Annotated in this window: 12 protein-coding genes; 10 read left to right on the forward strand and 2 right to left on the reverse strand. The window is 67.6% G+C overall.

Annotation, left to right across the window (positions count from 1 at the left end):
• Nucleotides 1–17 precede the first annotated feature (17 nt).
• The 10 genes from glgA to V6B97_RS13555 all read left to right on the forward strand — a co-directional run bounded on the left by glgA (nucleotide 18) and on the right by V6B97_RS13555 (nucleotide 14446).
• Nucleotides 18–1502 carry a glycogen synthase GlgA gene (gene glgA / locus V6B97_RS13510; RefSeq protein ID WP_333507028.1) on the forward strand — a complete coding sequence of 495 codons (1485 nt, stop codon included), beginning with the start codon at nucleotides 18–20 and terminating at the stop codon, nucleotides 1500–1502.
• A gap of 90 nt (nucleotides 1503–1592) precedes the next feature.
• Nucleotides 1593–3533 (forward strand): 1,4-alpha-glucan branching protein GlgB, encoded by a 1941-nt coding sequence (gene glgB, locus V6B97_RS13515; RefSeq protein WP_333507029.1) that lies wholly within the window; start codon nucleotides 1593–1595, stop codon nucleotides 3531–3533.
• Between the two features lie 219 nt (nucleotides 3534–3752).
• Nucleotides 3753–4808: a virulence RhuM family protein gene (locus tag V6B97_RS13520; protein ID WP_333507030.1), complete on the forward strand. Its 1056-nt coding sequence runs from the start codon at nucleotides 3753–3755 to the stop codon at nucleotides 4806–4808.
• A gap of 74 nt (nucleotides 4809–4882) precedes the next feature.
• Entirely contained in the window at nucleotides 4883–6784 is a 1902-nt protein-coding gene (locus V6B97_RS13525) for a DNA polymerase beta superfamily protein (protein ID WP_333507032.1), read from the forward strand.
• 401 nt (nucleotides 6785–7185) lie between these two features.
• Complete coding sequence (locus V6B97_RS13530; protein WP_333507033.1) at nucleotides 7186–8163, forward strand: isoaspartyl peptidase/L-asparaginase family protein; 978 nt, start codon at nucleotides 7186–7188, stop codon at nucleotides 8161–8163.
• 45 nt (nucleotides 8164–8208) lie between these two features.
• The gene (gene pdxA / locus V6B97_RS13535) at nucleotides 8209–9273 is read left to right on the forward strand and encodes a 4-hydroxythreonine-4-phosphate dehydrogenase PdxA (protein ID WP_333507034.1); all 1065 of its coding nucleotides are present in this window, start codon (nucleotides 8209–8211) and stop codon (nucleotides 9271–9273) included.
• 3 nt (nucleotides 9274–9276) lie between these two features.
• Complete coding sequence (locus V6B97_RS13540) at nucleotides 9277–11034, forward strand: hydantoinase/oxoprolinase family protein (protein WP_333507035.1); 1758 nt, start codon at nucleotides 9277–9279, stop codon at nucleotides 11032–11034.
• Complete coding sequence (locus tag V6B97_RS13545; protein WP_333507036.1) at nucleotides 11031–12734, forward strand: glycoside hydrolase family 3 N-terminal domain-containing protein; 1704 nt, start codon at nucleotides 11031–11033, stop codon at nucleotides 12732–12734. The genes V6B97_RS13540 and V6B97_RS13545 overlap by 4 nt, the downstream gene beginning before the upstream one ends.
• Before the next feature lie 189 nt (nucleotides 12735–12923).
• Nucleotides 12924–13382 carry a tRNA (cytidine(34)-2'-O)-methyltransferase gene (locus tag V6B97_RS13550; protein WP_333507037.1) on the forward strand — a complete coding sequence of 153 codons (459 nt, stop codon included), beginning with the start codon at nucleotides 12924–12926 and terminating at the stop codon, nucleotides 13380–13382.
• Nucleotides 13382–14446, forward strand: coding sequence for a CobD/CbiB family cobalamin biosynthesis protein (locus V6B97_RS13555; RefSeq protein WP_333507038.1), 1065 nt, complete (start codon nucleotides 13382–13384; stop codon nucleotides 14444–14446). Before V6B97_RS13550 ends, V6B97_RS13555 begins: the two co-directional genes overlap by 1 nt.
• Nucleotides 14447–14568: 122 nt before the next feature.
• Here the strand turns inward: V6B97_RS13555 and V6B97_RS13560 are convergent, their stop codons facing one another.
• Nucleotides 14569–14835: a DksA/TraR family C4-type zinc finger protein gene (locus V6B97_RS13560; RefSeq protein WP_333507039.1), complete on the reverse strand. Its 267-nt coding sequence runs from the start codon at nucleotides 14833–14835 to the stop codon at nucleotides 14569–14571.
• A gap of 113 nt (nucleotides 14836–14948) precedes the next feature.
• Nucleotides 14949–16307, reverse strand: coding sequence for a hemolysin family protein (locus tag V6B97_RS13565; RefSeq protein WP_333507040.1), 1359 nt, complete (start codon nucleotides 16305–16307; stop codon nucleotides 14949–14951).
• Nucleotides 16308–16337 lie beyond the last annotated feature (30 nt).

A 16337-nucleotide genomic window follows, 5' to 3' on the forward strand; every position in this document is an offset into this window, starting at 1 on the left:
GGGAGGAACGCGCGATCATGCGACGTGAGGTCGTTTTCGTCACCTCGGAAATGTATCCCTTCTCCAAAAGCGGGGGCCTGGGCGACGTGCTGGGCGCGCAGCCCCTGGCCCTGCACCGCATGGGCGTGCCCACGTCGGTGATCACGCCGTTCTACGGCCGCCTGCGCACGGCGGACTACGGCATCCACCTGACAATTTCCGACTGTCACGTGGGCTACCCGTGGGACCCCATCACCTGCGACGTTTACGAGGCCGACTACCACGGCATGAAGGTGTACTTCGTGCACCGTGGCGAATACTTCGACCGCCGCTACTACTACAACGACCACAAGGGCGACTATTTCGACAACTGCGAGCGGTTCATCTTCTTCTGCCGCACCGTCATGGCGCTGCTGCGCCGCCTGGGCACGCCGCCCGCCGTGCTGCACGCCAACGACTGGCAGAGCGGGCTGGTGCCCGCCTACCTGCACTTCTGGCGGCAAACCGACCCGTTCTGGGCCGACACGCGCAGCGTCATGACCATCCACAACCTGGCCTTCCAGGGGCGGTTCGCCTCGCGCCTGTTCACGGGCTGCGGCCTGCCGCCGCAGGCGTGGGCCATGGACGGGGTGGAATTCTGGGGCGACTTCAACCTGCTGAAGGCGGGCATCGCCTACGCCGACATGGTCACCACGGTCAGCCCCAGCTACGCCCGCGAAATCCTGGGGCCGGCCTACGGCTGCGGGCTGGAGGGCATCCTCCAGGCGCGCCAGCACGCGCTGCACGGCATCCTCAACGGCGCGGACTACGGCATCTGGAACCCGGCGCAGGACAAGTTCCTGCCGTGCCGCTACGGCCCTCCGGACGGCTCTGGCGGGACCGATCCGCAGGGCTTCGCGGGCAAGCAGCGCTGCAAGACGGCCCTGCTGGACGAACTGGGCCTTGCGCCGGAACTGGCCCACCGGCCGGTGCTGGGCTTCATCGGGCGGCTGCGCGGGCAGAAGGGCATCGACCTTCTGCTGGACATCGTGCCCCGGCTCATGGAGCGCAACGTGGGGGTGATCATCCTGGGCGAGGGCAACCTGGCGCACGAGGCGCGGGCGCTGGACCTGATGGAGACCTACCGGGGCAGGCTGTGCGCCATCGTGGGCTACACCGAGGACCTCGCCCACCGCATCCAGGCGGGCAGCGACATCTTCCTCATGCCCTCGCGCTACGAACCCTGCGGCCTGACCCAGATGTACGCCCTGCGCTACGGCACCCCGCCCGTGGCCACGGCCGTGGGCGGCCTGCGCGACACCATCGTGCCGTGGCCGTCGCCCGAGGCCACCGGCTTCACCTTCGGGCGGTCCGATCCGCAACTGTTCCTGGAATCCATCCTGGACGCCGTGAACTACTGGGAACACGACACCGAGGGCTGGCGCGCCATGATGACCCGCGCCATGCGCCAGGACTTCTCGTGGGAGCGGGCCGGACGCAGCTACGTCAACCTGTACAGGCAGTTGGGATTCGACTTTTCCTGATGTCCACACGTCGGCGGAACCCGGCCATCTCCCGGAACCGGCCCGTCTCCTTCGGAACCGGCTGACCCCAAGCCACGGAACGCACACGCCATGCAGCTTACCCATCCCGCCTTCATCGAGCCCTTCGACCTGTACATGTTCGGCAAGGGCGAACACTGGGACCTTTACCGGGTGCTCGGCGCGCATCCCGCCACGCAGGACGGCGCGCAGGGCTACCGGGTGGCCGTGTGGGCGCCCTCCGCCCGCGAGGTGCACCTGGTGGGCGACTTCAACGACTGGCGCTGGGGCGAATATCCGCTGTACCCGGTGGGCGTTTCCGGCGTGTGGGCGGCCTTCGTGCCGGACATGCGCAAGGGCGCGCTGTACAAGTTCGGCATCCGCACCAATGACGGGGGGAACGGGGGGGACGGGCGCATCGTCTACAAGACCGACCCCTTCGCCCTGTACGCCGAAATGCGGCCCGGCGTGGCCGCCGTGGCCTGGGACATCGACAATCATCAGTGGGCCGACGGCGACTGGATGCAGCGCCGCGCCGAGGCGGGCACGCCGCTGCGGCAGGCCGTGTCCATCTACGAGGTGCACGCGGGCTCGTGGCAGCGCAAGACCGACGGCACGGGCGTGGGCGGGCACCCCTTCCTGTCGTGGGACGAACTGGGCGACGGGCTGATCCCGCACGTCCAGAACCTGGGCTTCACCCACATCGAACTGCTGCCCGTGGCGGAACACCCGCTGGACCAGTCGTGGGGCTACCAGACCGGGCACTACTACGCGCCCACATCGCGCCACGGCAGGCCCGAGGACTTCAAGCGCTTCGTGGACCGCTGCCACCAGGCGGGCATCGGGGTCATCCTGGACTGGGTGCCCGCGCATTTCCCCAAGGACGACTGGAGCCTTGGCCGCTTCGACGGCACGGCCCTGTACGAGCACCTGGACCCCCGCCGGGGCGAGCACCCGGACTGGGGCACCTTCATCTTCAACTACGGCCGCCACGAGGTGCGCAACTTCCTGCTGGCCAACGCCCTGTACTGGCTGCGCGAATTCCACATCGACGGCCTGCGCATGGACGCCGTGGCCTCCATGCTCTACCTCGACTACTCGCGCGAGGACGGCGACTGGCTGCCCAACGACCACGGCGGGCGGGAAAACCTGGACGCCGTGGAATTCCTGCGCCAGCTCAACGTGGTGGTGCACGGGCAGTTCCCCGGCGCCATGACCATCGCGGAAGAATCCACCGCCTGGCCGGGGGTGTCGCGCCCGGTGTACACCGGCGGCCTCGGCTTCACCTTCAAGTGGAACATGGGCTGGATGCACGACACGCTGGACTACTTCCGGCACGAGCCCGTCCACCGTTCCTACCACCACAACGCGCTGACCTTCTCGTTGCTGTACGCCTTCACCGAGAATTTCGTGCTGCCGCTCTCGCACGACGAGGTGGTGCACGGCAAGGGCGCGCTGCTCTCCAAGATGCCCGGCGACATGTGGCAGCAGCAGGCCAGCCTGCGCGCGCTGTACGCCTACATGTGGGCGCATCCCGGCAAGAAGCTGCTGTTCATGGGCGGCGAGTTCGGCCAGTGGAACGAATGGGACGAAAGCCGCGCGCTGGACTGGTGCCTGTACCAGTTCCCCGCGCACGGGGGCATCCACGCCCTGCTGCGCGACCTGAACTCCATCCTGCGGCGTGAACCGGCCATGCACGTGCACGACCACGACTGGACCGGGTTCCGCTGGATGGACTTTTCCGACTGGGGCGGCTCGGTGATCAGCTTCGTGCGGCAGTGCCCGGACGGGGAAGGCGCGCCGCCCGTGCTGTGGGTGTTCAACTTCACCCCGGTGGTGCGCGAATACTACCGGGTGCCCGCGCCCAGGGGCGGCGCGTGGCGCGAAGTGCTGAACACCGACAGCGAGTACTACGGCGGCTCCAACGTGGGCAACGGCGGTGAGTTGCAGGCCCGCAGCGATGACTGGGGCGGCGGACACCACCTCGTCCTGACCCTGCCGCCGCTGGCGGGGGTGGCCCTGATGCCGGGGTAGCCCGGGTTTGCTGGGATCTTCAATTTGTGCGGGGGAGGGACCCTTTTGACAAGCTGCGGTCACCGTCTGTAAGCCTCACGCTTCGCGGTCGGCTAACATCTGCCGCAAAAGGGTCGGTAATACCTAACCAAACAGGCCCTAGTCCTGTTTGGTTAGGTATTGCCTGAATGATTTGTAGAGTTGCTCCATATTCAAGCACAGTTCCAGAGGTGAAGACCTGTGAGCCGTAAAAAGGACGGAAAAGGAGCTGTGCGGCTGATCCGCAACAGCACGGCGGAGTTCCTGATCTTCACCGGACAGGCGGGCGAACAAAGCATAGAAGCCCGTTATGAGGATGAAACCGTCTGGCTTTCGCAAAAGTTGATGGCAGAGCTTTTTGCCGTCAGCGTGCCCACCATCAATGAGCATCTGAAAAACGTTTATGAAACCGGCGAATTGGGCCGTGAGGCAACCATTCGGAATTTCCGAATAGTTCAACAGGAAGGCGGGCGCAACGTTTCTCGGCAGGTGGATTTTTACAACCTGGACGCTATCATTTCCGTGGGCTACCGGGTCAATTCCGTGCGAGCCACGCAGTTCCGCCAGTGGGCCACGCAGGTTTTGCGGGAATTCGCAATCAAGGGCTATGTGCTGGATAAAAAGCGCCTGGAAAACGGCGCGTTTCTCGGCGAAGACTACTTTGAGCGGCTGCTGGAAGAAATCCGGGAAATCCGTCTCAGCGAGCGTAAGTTTTATCAAAAGATCACCGACATTTACGCTACGAGCGTGGATTACAGTAAGGATGCGCCGACCACGCGCGCTTTTTTCGCCACTGTGCAGAACAAGCTGCACTTCGCCATACACGGCCATACCGCCGCCGAATTGATTATGGAGCGCGCCGACAGCGATAGGGACCACATGGGCCTGACCAGTTGGGAACGCGCACCGGACGGTAAGATCGTCAAAACAGACGTGGGGATCGCCAAAAATTATCTGGCGAAAGAAGAACTGGAATCCCTTGGCCGTATTGTCAACGCCTGGCTGGATTTGGCCGAAGAGCGGGCGCGGCGCCAAGTACCCATGACCATGGAAGACTGGGCCAAGCGGCTGGACGGCTTTCTGAATTTTACCGAGCTGGAAATTCTGCGGGACAGCGGCAAGATCAGCATGGAAATGGCGAAACAGCATGCGGAAAGCGAGTTCGAAAAATACCGCATTGTGCAGGATCGTTTGTTTGAAAGCGATTTTGACAAGAGCGTGAAGGCGTTGATGGAAGAAAAGAAAGGCAAGTGGTAGGGCATGTCCTGATGCTGAACGTAATGCGCCGTCAGCTTATCCAACTATAACCACGAGCTGAAGCTTTCTGCGCAATGATACAACCCACTGCACACTCCATACTCCTCGAGCGAGCCCAGGCGCTTTGTCATGAACACGGCGCTTCGCTGCTTTTTCTGACGCTGTTCGGCTCCACCCTGTACGGCACGGAAACGCCGGGCAAGTCCGATCTCGACGTGCGGGGAATTTTTCTGCCTTCCAAGGAGTCCCTGGCCCTGAACAAGGCGCCGAGGAGTCTGCATTTCTCCACCGGCAACAATGAGCGCCGGAACCTGACCGGAGACATGGATATCGATCTGTGGTCCGTGCAGCATTGGTTGTTGAAACTTTTGCCTTCCGGCGATACCGGCGCGTTGGATGTATTGTTTGCGCCTTCGCATACGGCTTGCACGCTCTATCGGCATCCGGCGCTGAATGCCGTGTTTGCGGAACCTCTGCGACTGATGGATACCGGCAAGGGAAGGGCCTATGCCGAATACAGCCTGGGCCAGGCGAAAAAGTACGGCATCAAAGGTTCCCGCGTGGGCGCGCTGAAGGCGGTTCGAGCCTGGCTACAAACACATTGCCCGGATCCGCAACCGAACGAGCGCCTGGGAGATTGTCTGGATGCGCTTGCCGCTTCCTGCGCGGATGCCCGTTTTTGCTCTATTGTCACCGTCCAGAACAAACGCGCCTTACAGCTTTGCGGCAAGCTGCATATGGACACGGTTCGCATGCCGGAGTTGGTCCGCCGTGTGGAAGCCGACATGCGGCGCTATGGAGCGCGGGCCGAGGAGGCTGAGCGTAACGAAGGCCTGGATTTCAAGGCGCTCTCCCACGCATTGCGCGCCTTGGACCAAATGGAGGAGTTGCTGCAAACCGGAAAAATCGTCTTTCCCTTGCGAAGTCGGAATGAACTGATCTCCGTAAAGAAAGGCGAATATCCCTGGCGCGAAGTGGAACCGCGTATTCTGGAGCGTCTTGGGGCGGTGGACGCGCTACGGAAAAATGCGCCGTTTACCGGCACATATGATGCCGGCTTTGCCGAATCCTGCGTACTGGCCTGTTATGCTGGAAGTACAGGGCATACCGCCGTACCGGTCTGCAACACGTGTTTTGTCGAAGGCTTTTCCGTTCCCGCCGATACCCTGGACGCCATCCAGGCCAAGCTGGACGCCGCCGAACGGGAACATGGCGTCAAAGTCCTGTACGCCGTGGAGTCGGGCAGCCGGGGGTGGGGATTTGCTTCCGAAGACTCCGATTTTGACGTGCGCTTCATCTATGCCCACGAACCGGAATGGTACCTTGGCGTCGCCCCGGAAGAAAAGCGCGACGTCTTGGAACTGGGCATTGACATGACGCCGGTGGGCGAACTGGACATCAACGGCTGGGAACTGCGCAAGGCGCTCAAACTGTTCCGTCTGTCCAATCCGCCGCTTCTGGAGTGGCTCAGCTCGCCGCTTGTGTATCGGGAAGCCGGGCCGCTGGCCTCGCTCCTTCGAGCTGCCGCGCCATCCTGCACTTCTCCCATCCGGACCTGGCACCATTACCGCAGCCTGATGGAAAAAAGCCGGGCGCGCTATTGGGAAAAGAAGGCTTCCATCAAGGCGTGGTTCTATTTGCTGCGGCCCTTGCTCGCAATGGGCTGGATTGAGCAGGGCAGAGGGGTGCCGCCCATGCGTTTCGACGTGCTCATGGACGGCGTCGTTGCCGAGGCTGCCCTGCGAAAAGAACTGGATGCCCTGGTGGAAGTCAAACGCCGGGGCGGCGAGAAAGACGGCTTTACGCCGCCTCCGCTGACAGAGGCCTTTGTTCGCAGTGAGTGGGGCCGGTTGGAGCGGGAGGTGCCGGCTCTGGCTGCGGAACACCAAAAAGCCGACTTGGATGCGATGTTCAAAGCAACGCTTGCGGGTGTCTGGCCTTATTGGCCGCACAGTGGCATTCCATGGAAGCTGTAATTTTGACTGGGGGCAGGTTCCCAAAGAAGGCTTTAAGCCGCAAGCTAGAGAAAAAAACGTCACCCATCGGCGGCAGATCTATAAATATCGATGCAAAAGCATTCAGCAATTTTTCCGGCTTTGTGTCGGTTTAATTTACTGTTTTTACACATGGTTTTGGTCTGTCAGGGCTTGGCCTGATGGTCTGGCGCTGATAAATTCTGATTTGGAGACAGCCCCGAGGCGCGGCGATCCACGCGGATGTGAAAGATGGCCGCGTTGCCCCGCATGCCGGTGCGGCATGCGTTTTCGTCCGCCCCCCTTTCTCCCTGTCTTTCCCCTTCACCTTCGGGCCGCGATTGCGTAGATTCCGCCCGCCCGCGCACGATGCGCGGGCGCATTCCGGAACCGCGGGGACGCACATGACCGAACCGAGAATCATCGTGCACGGCGGCGCGTGGACCATCCCCGCCGACCGGCGCAAGGCCCACATCGACGGCTGCCGCGCGGCCGTGGGCGCCGTGTGGGGCGAACTGCAACGCGGCATGCCCGCGCTGGAGGCCGTGCGCCTGGCCGTCAACGTGCTTGAGGCCGACCCCACCTACGACGCCGGGCGCGGGGCCGTGCTCAACGCCGACGGGCAGATAGAACTGGACGCCGCCATCATGGACGGGGCCACCCTGAACTTCGGGGCGGTGGCGGCGGTGCGCGGCTTCCTGCACCCCGTGGACATCGCCCGCAAGGTCATGGACACCGAATTCTGCTTTCTGGTGGCTGAAGGGGCGGAACGCTTCGCGCGCGAGGCGGGCATTGGAGCCATCGACCCCGCCGAACTGGTGGTGGAGCGGGAGGTGCGCCTGTTCAACGAACTGCGCGCCCGCGCGGGGTTCAGCACCCACGACGCGTTCCGGCCCCAGGGCGGGGTGACCGGCGCGGCGGAGACCGGTGACGCCGCATGCCGCTGCCCCGAACCGCCCATGCCCAAGGGCACCGTGGGCGCGGTGGCGCTGGACGCGGCGGGCGACATCGCCGCCGCCACCTCCACCGGCGGCACACCCATGAAGCGGCCCGGCCGGGTGGGCGATTCGCCCCTGTGTGGCGCGGGCACCTACGCGGACAACGAAACCGGTGGGGCTTCGGCCACCGGCTTCGGCGAAGGGATCATCCGCGTGCTGCTGACCCGCTCCGCCTGCGACTTCCTGCGCGATGGCAACGCAGCCCCCGACGATGCCGCCCGCAAGGCCATCGACCTGCTGCACCGCCGGGTGTCCGGCCACGCCGGGCTGATCATGCTGGACCGGCGCGGCCGTTACGGCGTGCACTGCAACACCCAGCACATCGCCCATGCCTTCGCCGTGCCGGGCGGGGGCATCCACGCGGACGTGAACGTGCAGCGCTGACTCCGGATATGGACAGCCCGCGCGAATGCGCATAGCCTGTGCGGCATGCGTGCGGAACCGTTGCTGATAACCCTTGGCGACGCCAACGGCCTCGGGCCGGAGCTGGCGTGCCGCCTGCTGTCCGGGCCGTTGCCCGACCATCTGGCCGGGCGGGCGTTGTTGCTGTTGGGGGCGGAAGCCTCGCTGCTGGCGCATCTTTCCCTGGCGGAGGGCACCCCCTTCTGGACCCGGGTGGACGACCCGGCGCGGGCGCTGGCCCCGTCTGGCGAGTCAGGAGCCCCCGGCGTGTACCTGTACGAGCCGCCGGGCCTCGACGGCATCCGCGTACAGGTGGGGCAGGCCACGCCGGACGGCGGCAGGGCGGCGGGCGTGGCCCTGTCCACGGCCTGCGACCTGCTGCTGGCCCCGGCGTCTCCGGGCGTCCGGTCCCTGCGTGGCCCCCTCGGACTCGTCACCCTGCCGCTGCACAAGGCCATGCTGCACGCGGCGGGCTACGACGTGCCCGGTCACACCGAATATCTTGCCCGGCGCGCGGGCCTTGGCGACGACGAGGTGTGTATGCACCTTGGCGGCGACGTGCTGCGCGTCAGCCTGGTGACCACCCACCCGCCCCTGCGCGATGTGCCCGGCCTGATCACCCGCCAGCGGGTGCTGCACTGCCTGCGCCTGACGGCGGCCCATGTTCGGGCAATTCGGGCAATTCGGGCCATCGGAGCCACGGGGCCGGTGGCGGTGTGCGGGCTGAACCCCCACGCCGGGGAATCGGGCCGCATCGGGCGCGAGGAGATCGACGTCATCGCCCCGGCCGTGGCCGACGCCGTGGCCGAGGGGCTTGACGTCGTCGGCCCGCTGCCCGCCGACACGCTGTTCGTCAAGGCGGCGCGCGGGGCCTACTCCGCCGTGCTGGCCATGTACCACGACCAGGGGCTGGCCCCCCTGAAGATGCTGCATTTTTCCGACGCCGTGAACGTCACCCTGGGGCTGCCCTTCGTGCGCACCTCGGTGGACCACGGCACGGGCTTCGACATCGCCGGAACCGGCACGGCGGACACGGGCAGCTTCGCCGCCGCGCTACGCCTTGCCTGCACCCTCTGCGACGCAAAGGACTGAGCCATGTACATGGGAATCGACGTCGGCGGCACGCATACCGATGCCGTGGTCATGGACGGCCGCACCATGGCGGCCAGCGCCAAGGTGCCCACCGACCACCACGACCTGCTGGCCTCGGTGCGCGCGGCCATGCAGGCCCTGTTACAGCCCCGTACGGCGGTGGATCCGGGCCGCATCACCCGCATGAACCTCAGCACCACCCTGTCCACCAACGCCATCGTGGAAGGCAAGACGGAGGACGTGGCGGTGGTGGTGTCCGCCGGGCCGGGCATAGACCCGGAACACTTCCGCGTGGGGCGGTTCTACTTTCCGGTGGGCGGGTCCATCGACCACCGGGGCGAGGAGATTGCTCCCCTCGACCCGGCCGAGATGGAACGGGTGGCCGCCGCCTGCTGCGACGCGGGCGTGCGCCTGTTCGCGGCGGTGGGCAAGTTCTCCACCCGCAACCCCGCGCACGAGGCGGCCATGGGCGAAGCCCTGGGCGCACGCGGCGGCGGCAGTCCCACACGCTGCGGCTGCGGCGACTTCGTCTCGCTGGGGCACCGCCTGTCGGGCCAACTGAACTTTCCGCGCCGGGTGGCCACGGCCTACTACAATTCTGCGGTATGGCGGGTGTACAACCGCTTCGCCGACGCCATCGAGCAGTCGGCCCGCGAATTCGGCATCACCGCGCCCATCCACATCCTGAAGGCCGACGGCGGCACCATGCCGCTGGCCGTCTCGCGCGAACTGCCGGTGGAATCCATCCTGTCCGGCCCGGCGGCCAGCGTCATGGGCATCATCGCCCTGTGCAAGATCAGCGAAGACTGCGTGATCCTGGACATCGGCGGCACCACCACGGACATCGCCGTGTTCGCCTGCGGTTCGCCGGTCATCGAGAAGGACGGCATAGAGGTGGGCAGCTATCCCACGCTGGTGCGCGCGCTGAAGACGCGGTCCATCGGGGTGGGCGGCGATTCGCGCCTGCACGTGGCCGCCGGGGCGGTGCGCGTGGGGCCGGAGCGGGCCGGGGCCAGCATGGCCATGGGCGGAACGCGGCCCACGCTCATCGACGCGCTGAACTTCCGGGGGCACGCCGCCGTGGGCGACGTGGCCGCCTCGGCGCGGGGCATCCGCGAACTGGCCGGGCTGTGGGACCTGTACCCGGAACGTCTGGCCGACGACGCCATAGCCGAGGCCGTGGCGCGCATCTGCGTTGCCGTGGCCGACCTGGTGGACGAGGTCAACGCCCGTCCGGTGTACACCATCATGGAACTGTTGCAGGGCAGGGTGGTGGAACCCGCCGCCGTGTACCTGATGGGCGGCCCGGCCAAGGTCATGCAGCCACTGCTGGCCCCGGCGCTGGGCAAGCGGGTGGAGGTGCCGGACGACTTCGCCGTGGCCAACGCCATCGGCGCGGCGCTGACCCGCACCACGGCGGAACTGGAACTGTTCGCGGACACCGAAAAGGGCGTGCTGTTCATCCCCACTCTGGGCGTGGAGCGCAAGACCGAACGCGGCTTCGACCTGGAGCGGGCCAAAAACGAGGCGCGGCAGGCCCTGCTGGACCATCTGGCGGGGCTTGGCGTCACCGGCGGCGAGGCGGCGGTGGAGGTGGTGGAGGCATCGTCGTTCAACATGGTGGGCGACTACGGCACCGTGGGCCGCAACATCCGCGTGAAATGCCAGGTGCGGCCGGGAATCATGGGGGATGGGGCAAATGGCGGCCGGGGCGGGAACGGTTGCGGGTGCAAGCCCTGCCCCGACGAGGCCGGGGCGTGAGGAAGACGTTTTCGCGGGGCGCGGCCGGGGTGACATGCCTGCGGCGCGGGGCGGTGCGCACCCGCCGCGTCTGTCTGCCGCTGCTCGCCGGGGTGATCATGCTGGCTTGCGCCGTCCTGCCGGGCGGCTGGGGGCTGTTGCCCGGTTTTGCCGAAATGCCTGGCGTGTCCGGCGTGCAGGGGGCCATGGCCGCAACGGCCAACGCCACGGTGACTACGCCCGCCGCTCCCTCCGTCACCGCGCCCAAGGTGGCCGCGCCCAAAAGTCCTTCCGTGCCCGCCGTGTCCGGCCCGGCGGCCCCCAAGGGGGCGGCTGCACGGCCCGCGCCCGCTTCCGTGACGGGACAGGAGCAGGGGCAGGGCAAGGCACAGGCCCACGGCGAACCTTCCCTTTCCGACATGATCGGCCAGATGTTCATGGTGGGCTTTCGCGGGGCGCAGGCGCAGGCCGCGGCCCTGCGCGCGGGCGGCGTGCCGGGCCTGGGCAAGCTGCTGCGGCCCGGCGCGGTCAACGCGGTCAACGCGACCAAGGCGACCAACGCTGCCCCGCCAGCCGGAAACTCGACCTACGGCGTGAATGAGGTATTGGCCGACATCCGCGCCGGGCGCGTGGGCGGGGTCATCCTGTTCGACCGCGACTTGACCACCGGCAGCCCGGAGCGCAACATCATCTCCCCCAAGCAGGTGCGCGCGCTGTCCGCCGCGTTGCAGGCCGCCGCCTCCGCGTCCCCCGCCGGGCTGCCGCTGTTCGTGGCCGTGGACCAGGAAGGCGGCCGGGTGCAGCGGCTGAAGCCGGAGCGCGGCTTCACCCAGTATCCCCCGGCGCGCCAGTTGGGGCAGGGCACGGTGGACGAAACCCGGCTACGCGCCGTGGCCATGGGCCGAGAACTGGCGGATGCGGGCGTGAACCTGAACTTCGCGCCGGTGGTGGACGTGGACGTGAACCCGGACAGCCCGGCCATCGGCAGGCTGGGGCGGGCCTACGGGCGCGACCCGCGTGCGGTGGCGGCCCACGCGGCGGCGTTCGTCAACGGCATGGCCCAGGCGGGCGTGGTCTCGTGCCTCAAGCATTTTCCCGGCCACGGCAGCGCCCGCGCCGATTCGCACCTGGGCGTCACCGACGTGTCCGCCACCCGCAGGCCGGAGGAACTATGGCCCTACCGCGCGCTGCTGCGCCCGGCGGGCAACGCCTGGGCCGACGGCTGGGGCGGCATGGTCATGGTGGGCCACCTGTACGACAACCGGCTGGACGCGGCGCACCCGGCCACCCTGTCGCGGGCGGCCATCGACGGGTTGCTGCGCCGCGACATGGGCTGGCGGGGCGTGGTCGTCACCGACGACTTGCAGATGGGCGCCATCACCGACCGCTACCCGCTGGAAGAGGTGGTGTTCCGCGCCGTGGACGCCGGGGCGGACATCCTGCTGTTCGGCAACAACCTGCGCTGGCAGCCGGACCTGGCCGCGCGGGCGCACGCAACGCTGACCGGCCTCGTACATTCGGGGCGCATCTCCGAGGACCGAATCCGCCAGTCGTACCAGCGCATCGCCCGGCTGAAGGGGCTGCTGCGCGCGGGGGATGCCACCTTGGCGGGCAACGGGCTTGCCATGCCCGAATTGCCGGACCTGCCCGATGTCGGGGATGCCACCAAGGTAAAGAAGATAGACTCTGGTACCAATGCTGGTGTTGTGTTGCAGAACTGACAACCATGTGAAAATGGACAGCGTTATGCCCCACCCAATTGAAAAATTTGGGAGGAGCGGCAGCCGTTACATGAGCGCGAAGCGCGAGTGTTACGGATGGCGACAGCAAAGATTGGGGGTCCGGGGGAAGGAACCTTTTTCAAAAGGTTCCTTCCCCCGGTACGGTCTTTTCAACATATTGGGCTCTACATGCACATCGTCCTGTACCACCCGGAAATTCCGCCCAACACGGGCAACGTGGCGCGGCTGTGCGCGGCCACGCGCACTGCGCTGCACCTCATCGAGCCGTTGGGCTTCAGTCTGGGCGACCGCTACCTGAAGCGGGCCGGGCTGGACTACTGGCCGCACGTGGACCTTTCCGTGTGGCCCGACTGGCAGGCGTACCTGGACGGGCCGGGGCGCGAGCGCCGCCTGGTCATGACCAGCGCCCGCGCGGGCGGGGCGGTGCACCGCTTCGAGTTCACGGAGCGGGATGCCCTTGTCTTCGGGCCGGAGACCACCGGCCTGCCGCCGGAGGTGCTGGACGCCACGCCCCATCACGTGCGCATTCCCATCTGGGGCGAGGTGCGCAGCCTGAACCTGTCCACGGCCACGGGCATCGTGCTGTATCAGGCGCTGGCGCACACCGGGGCGCTGGAAGGGCGCTGATGGTTTCCGTCTATCAGGTATGGGAGGTATGGGGGGTGTGGGGCGCATGGGGCCTGCTGGCCGTGCCGCCGCTGGCCCTGATGCTGGACCTGTGGCTGGGCGACCCGCGCGGCCTGCCGCACCCGGTGTGCGGCGTGGGCCGCGTGCTGCGCCGGGCGGAAGGAATGGCCCGCCGCCGTGCCGACAGGCTGCCGGAAGGGGAACGGCCCGCCGCCCTGCGCCGGGCAGGCGTCCTTGCCGTCATGGCCGTGGCGGGCGGCTCCGCACTGGCCGTGTGGCTGCTGTCCAGCCTGCCGGTTCTCGCCCCTTGGCTGGGCGGGCTGGCGGCGGTGCACTTCGCGTGGGCCGGGCTGGCCCTGGGCGGCCTGTTGCGCGAGGGGCGGCGCACGCTGCACGCCATCGAGCACGGGACGCTGGACGAGGCCCGCACGGCGGTGTCCATGCTGGTCAGCCGGGACACGGCCGCGCTGGACCGGCCGGACCTGCGCCGCGCGCTGGCGGAAACCCTGGCCGAGAATTTCAACGACGGCTTCGTGGCCCCGTTCTTCTGGTTGCTGCTGGGCGGCCCCGCCGCACTGTGGGGCTACAAGACGGTGAGCACCATGGATTCCATGTGGGGCTACCGCACGGAACAATGGCGCGACCTGGGCCGGGCCTGCGCCCGGCTGGACGACCTGCTGGCGTGGCTGCCCGCGCGGCTGTCCGCGTTGTTCCTGTGGCTGTCGGCACCGCTGGCATCCCCGGATGGGGGGCGCGGCGGCTGGCAGGGCTTCGGCCCCATGGCCCGCGACGCCCGGACCATGGAATCGCCCAACGCGGGCTGGCCCATGAGCGCCGCCGCGTGGTTGCACGGCGCGCCCATGGGCGGACCCACCCCCTACTTCGGGGTGGTCAGGCACAAGCCGGTGCTGGGGCCGCGCCCGGACGCTACGCCCTCCGCCCCCGCGCCCTCCGTTGCCTCGTGGGACGCCGACCGGCTGGAAGCGCTGCTGCGCCACCTGCGCGTGGCCGGGCTGGCGGCGGCGGGCTGCCTGTGGGGCGCGGCGCTGCTGCTTGCGCGTTGACCTGACCGGCAGGATGACGGAGCCGGACGCGGCGGGTGATGGACCGGAAAGGCAAAGGGAGGCGCTTCGGAAAGCTCCTCCCTTCTTTTGTCGTGGCATGCCGGGGTCCGGGGCACGTCCCGTCAGCGCAACTGGCTGTCCTTGCTGCCCTTGCGGTTGTACAGCGAAACAGTCTGGCGGTCCCGGTCGGCCTCTTTCTGGCACTGCACGCACAGGCGTACGCCGGGCAGGGCGCGCTTGCGCGCCTCCGGGATGGGGTCGCCGCATTCCTCGCAGAAGTCCAGGCCCGGCCCTTTGGGCAGGCTGTCGCGCGCCCGTTGCACCTCGTCGGCGATGGAATCGCGTATCTGGTCGTTGACGGCGTTGTCGCCCGCCCATCCGGTGGCCATGGTCGCCTCCTTGCGCGGCGGATCGCCCGCGCAGGATATGTCTGTAATGCCTGCGGCCGCACTTGCAAGGGGGGCTGACCGACAAGCAGGGTGCCCTGGCGGCGGATCGCCCGCTACGGCGCGTCGTCGCCCACGTCGTCGGCGCGGTCGGGGGCGGGGGTCAGCAGCACGCGGTCGATGCGGCGGCCGTCCATGTCCACGATCTCGAAGCGGTAGCCGCGCCAGCGCAGGGAATCGCCCAGGCGGGCAATGCGGCCCAGGCGGTGCAGCATGAACCCGGCCAGGGTTTCGTACGAACCGGGGCGGTCATCGGGCTCGTCGGGCGCGCCCAGGCCCACCAGCGAGCACATTTCCTCGAAGGGCAGCAGGCCGTCCAGCAGCCAGCTGCCGTCCTCGCGCTGCATGGCGGCGGGTTCCGGATCGCCGGCGTCGTCGGGAATCTCGCCCACCACGGCTTCCAGCACGTCGTAGGTGGTGATGACGCCCTGCACTTCGCCGTACTCGTCCACCACCAGGGCGAAGGGCAGCCCTTCCGAGTTGCGGAACAGATCCAGCAGGGTCAGGGCGCGGGCCGTTTCGGGAATGTACAGCGGCTGCCGGACGAAGCTGTCCATGGGGATGGCCGGGTCGTCCAGCCGGGCGGCCAGGAAGTCGCGCGCCTTGAGCACCCCGGTGGCGGCGGCGATGTCGCCCCGCGCCACGGGAAAGCAGGAATGGGACGACTGCGCGATGCGCAGCATGCTCTCTTCGTCGGGCTGGTCCAGGTCCAGCCATTCCACCTGCGAGCGGTGGGTCATCAGCGACCCCGCGCGCCGGTCGCCCAGCCGGAAGATGCGTTCCAGCATGTCGCGCTCGGCGTGTTCCACCACGCCGGATGCGGCCCCCTCGCCGATGAGCCCCCGGATATCCTCTTCGGTCACCGCCCTGTCGCCGCCTTCGGGCAGGCGCAGCAGGCGCGAGGCCGCGCGCGACGACGCGCTGAGCAACTGCACCAGCGGCAGGGACACGCGCAGCAGCAGCGCCATGACCGGCGCGGTGCGGCGGGCGCACGCCTCCGGATTGCCGAAGGCGATGCGCTTGGGCACCAGTTCGCCAAGAATCAGAGTCAGGTAGGTGATGATCAGGATCACTAGGCCGAAGCCCAGCGGGCCGCTGTAGGGGCGCAGCACGTCCACGCGGGCCAGCGCGGCGGAAAGGTGCCCGGCCAGCGCGGCCCCGCCGTAGGCCCCGGTGAGGATGCCCACCAGGGTGATGCCGATCTGCACGGTGGAGAACAGCCGGTCGGGTTCGCGCAGCAGGCGCAGGGCCGTGGCCGCGCCCTTGGTGCCGCGTTCCGCGTCCTGGCGCAGGCGCACCTTGCGCGAGGCCACCAGCGACATTTCGGCCAGCGAGAAGAAGCCGTTGATCAGGATGAGCAGGACGATGACGCCTGCCTCGAAGTAGAGGGAACCGGATGTGCCTGTGTCGTCCATAGGGCGTGGTGTGGGGTGGGGGGCGCGCTG

It is taken from the genome of Nitratidesulfovibrio sp. 1201_IL3209 (assembly GCF_036763125.1).
Lineage (GTDB): Bacteria > Desulfobacterota > Desulfovibrionia > Desulfovibrionales > Desulfovibrionaceae > Cupidesulfovibrio.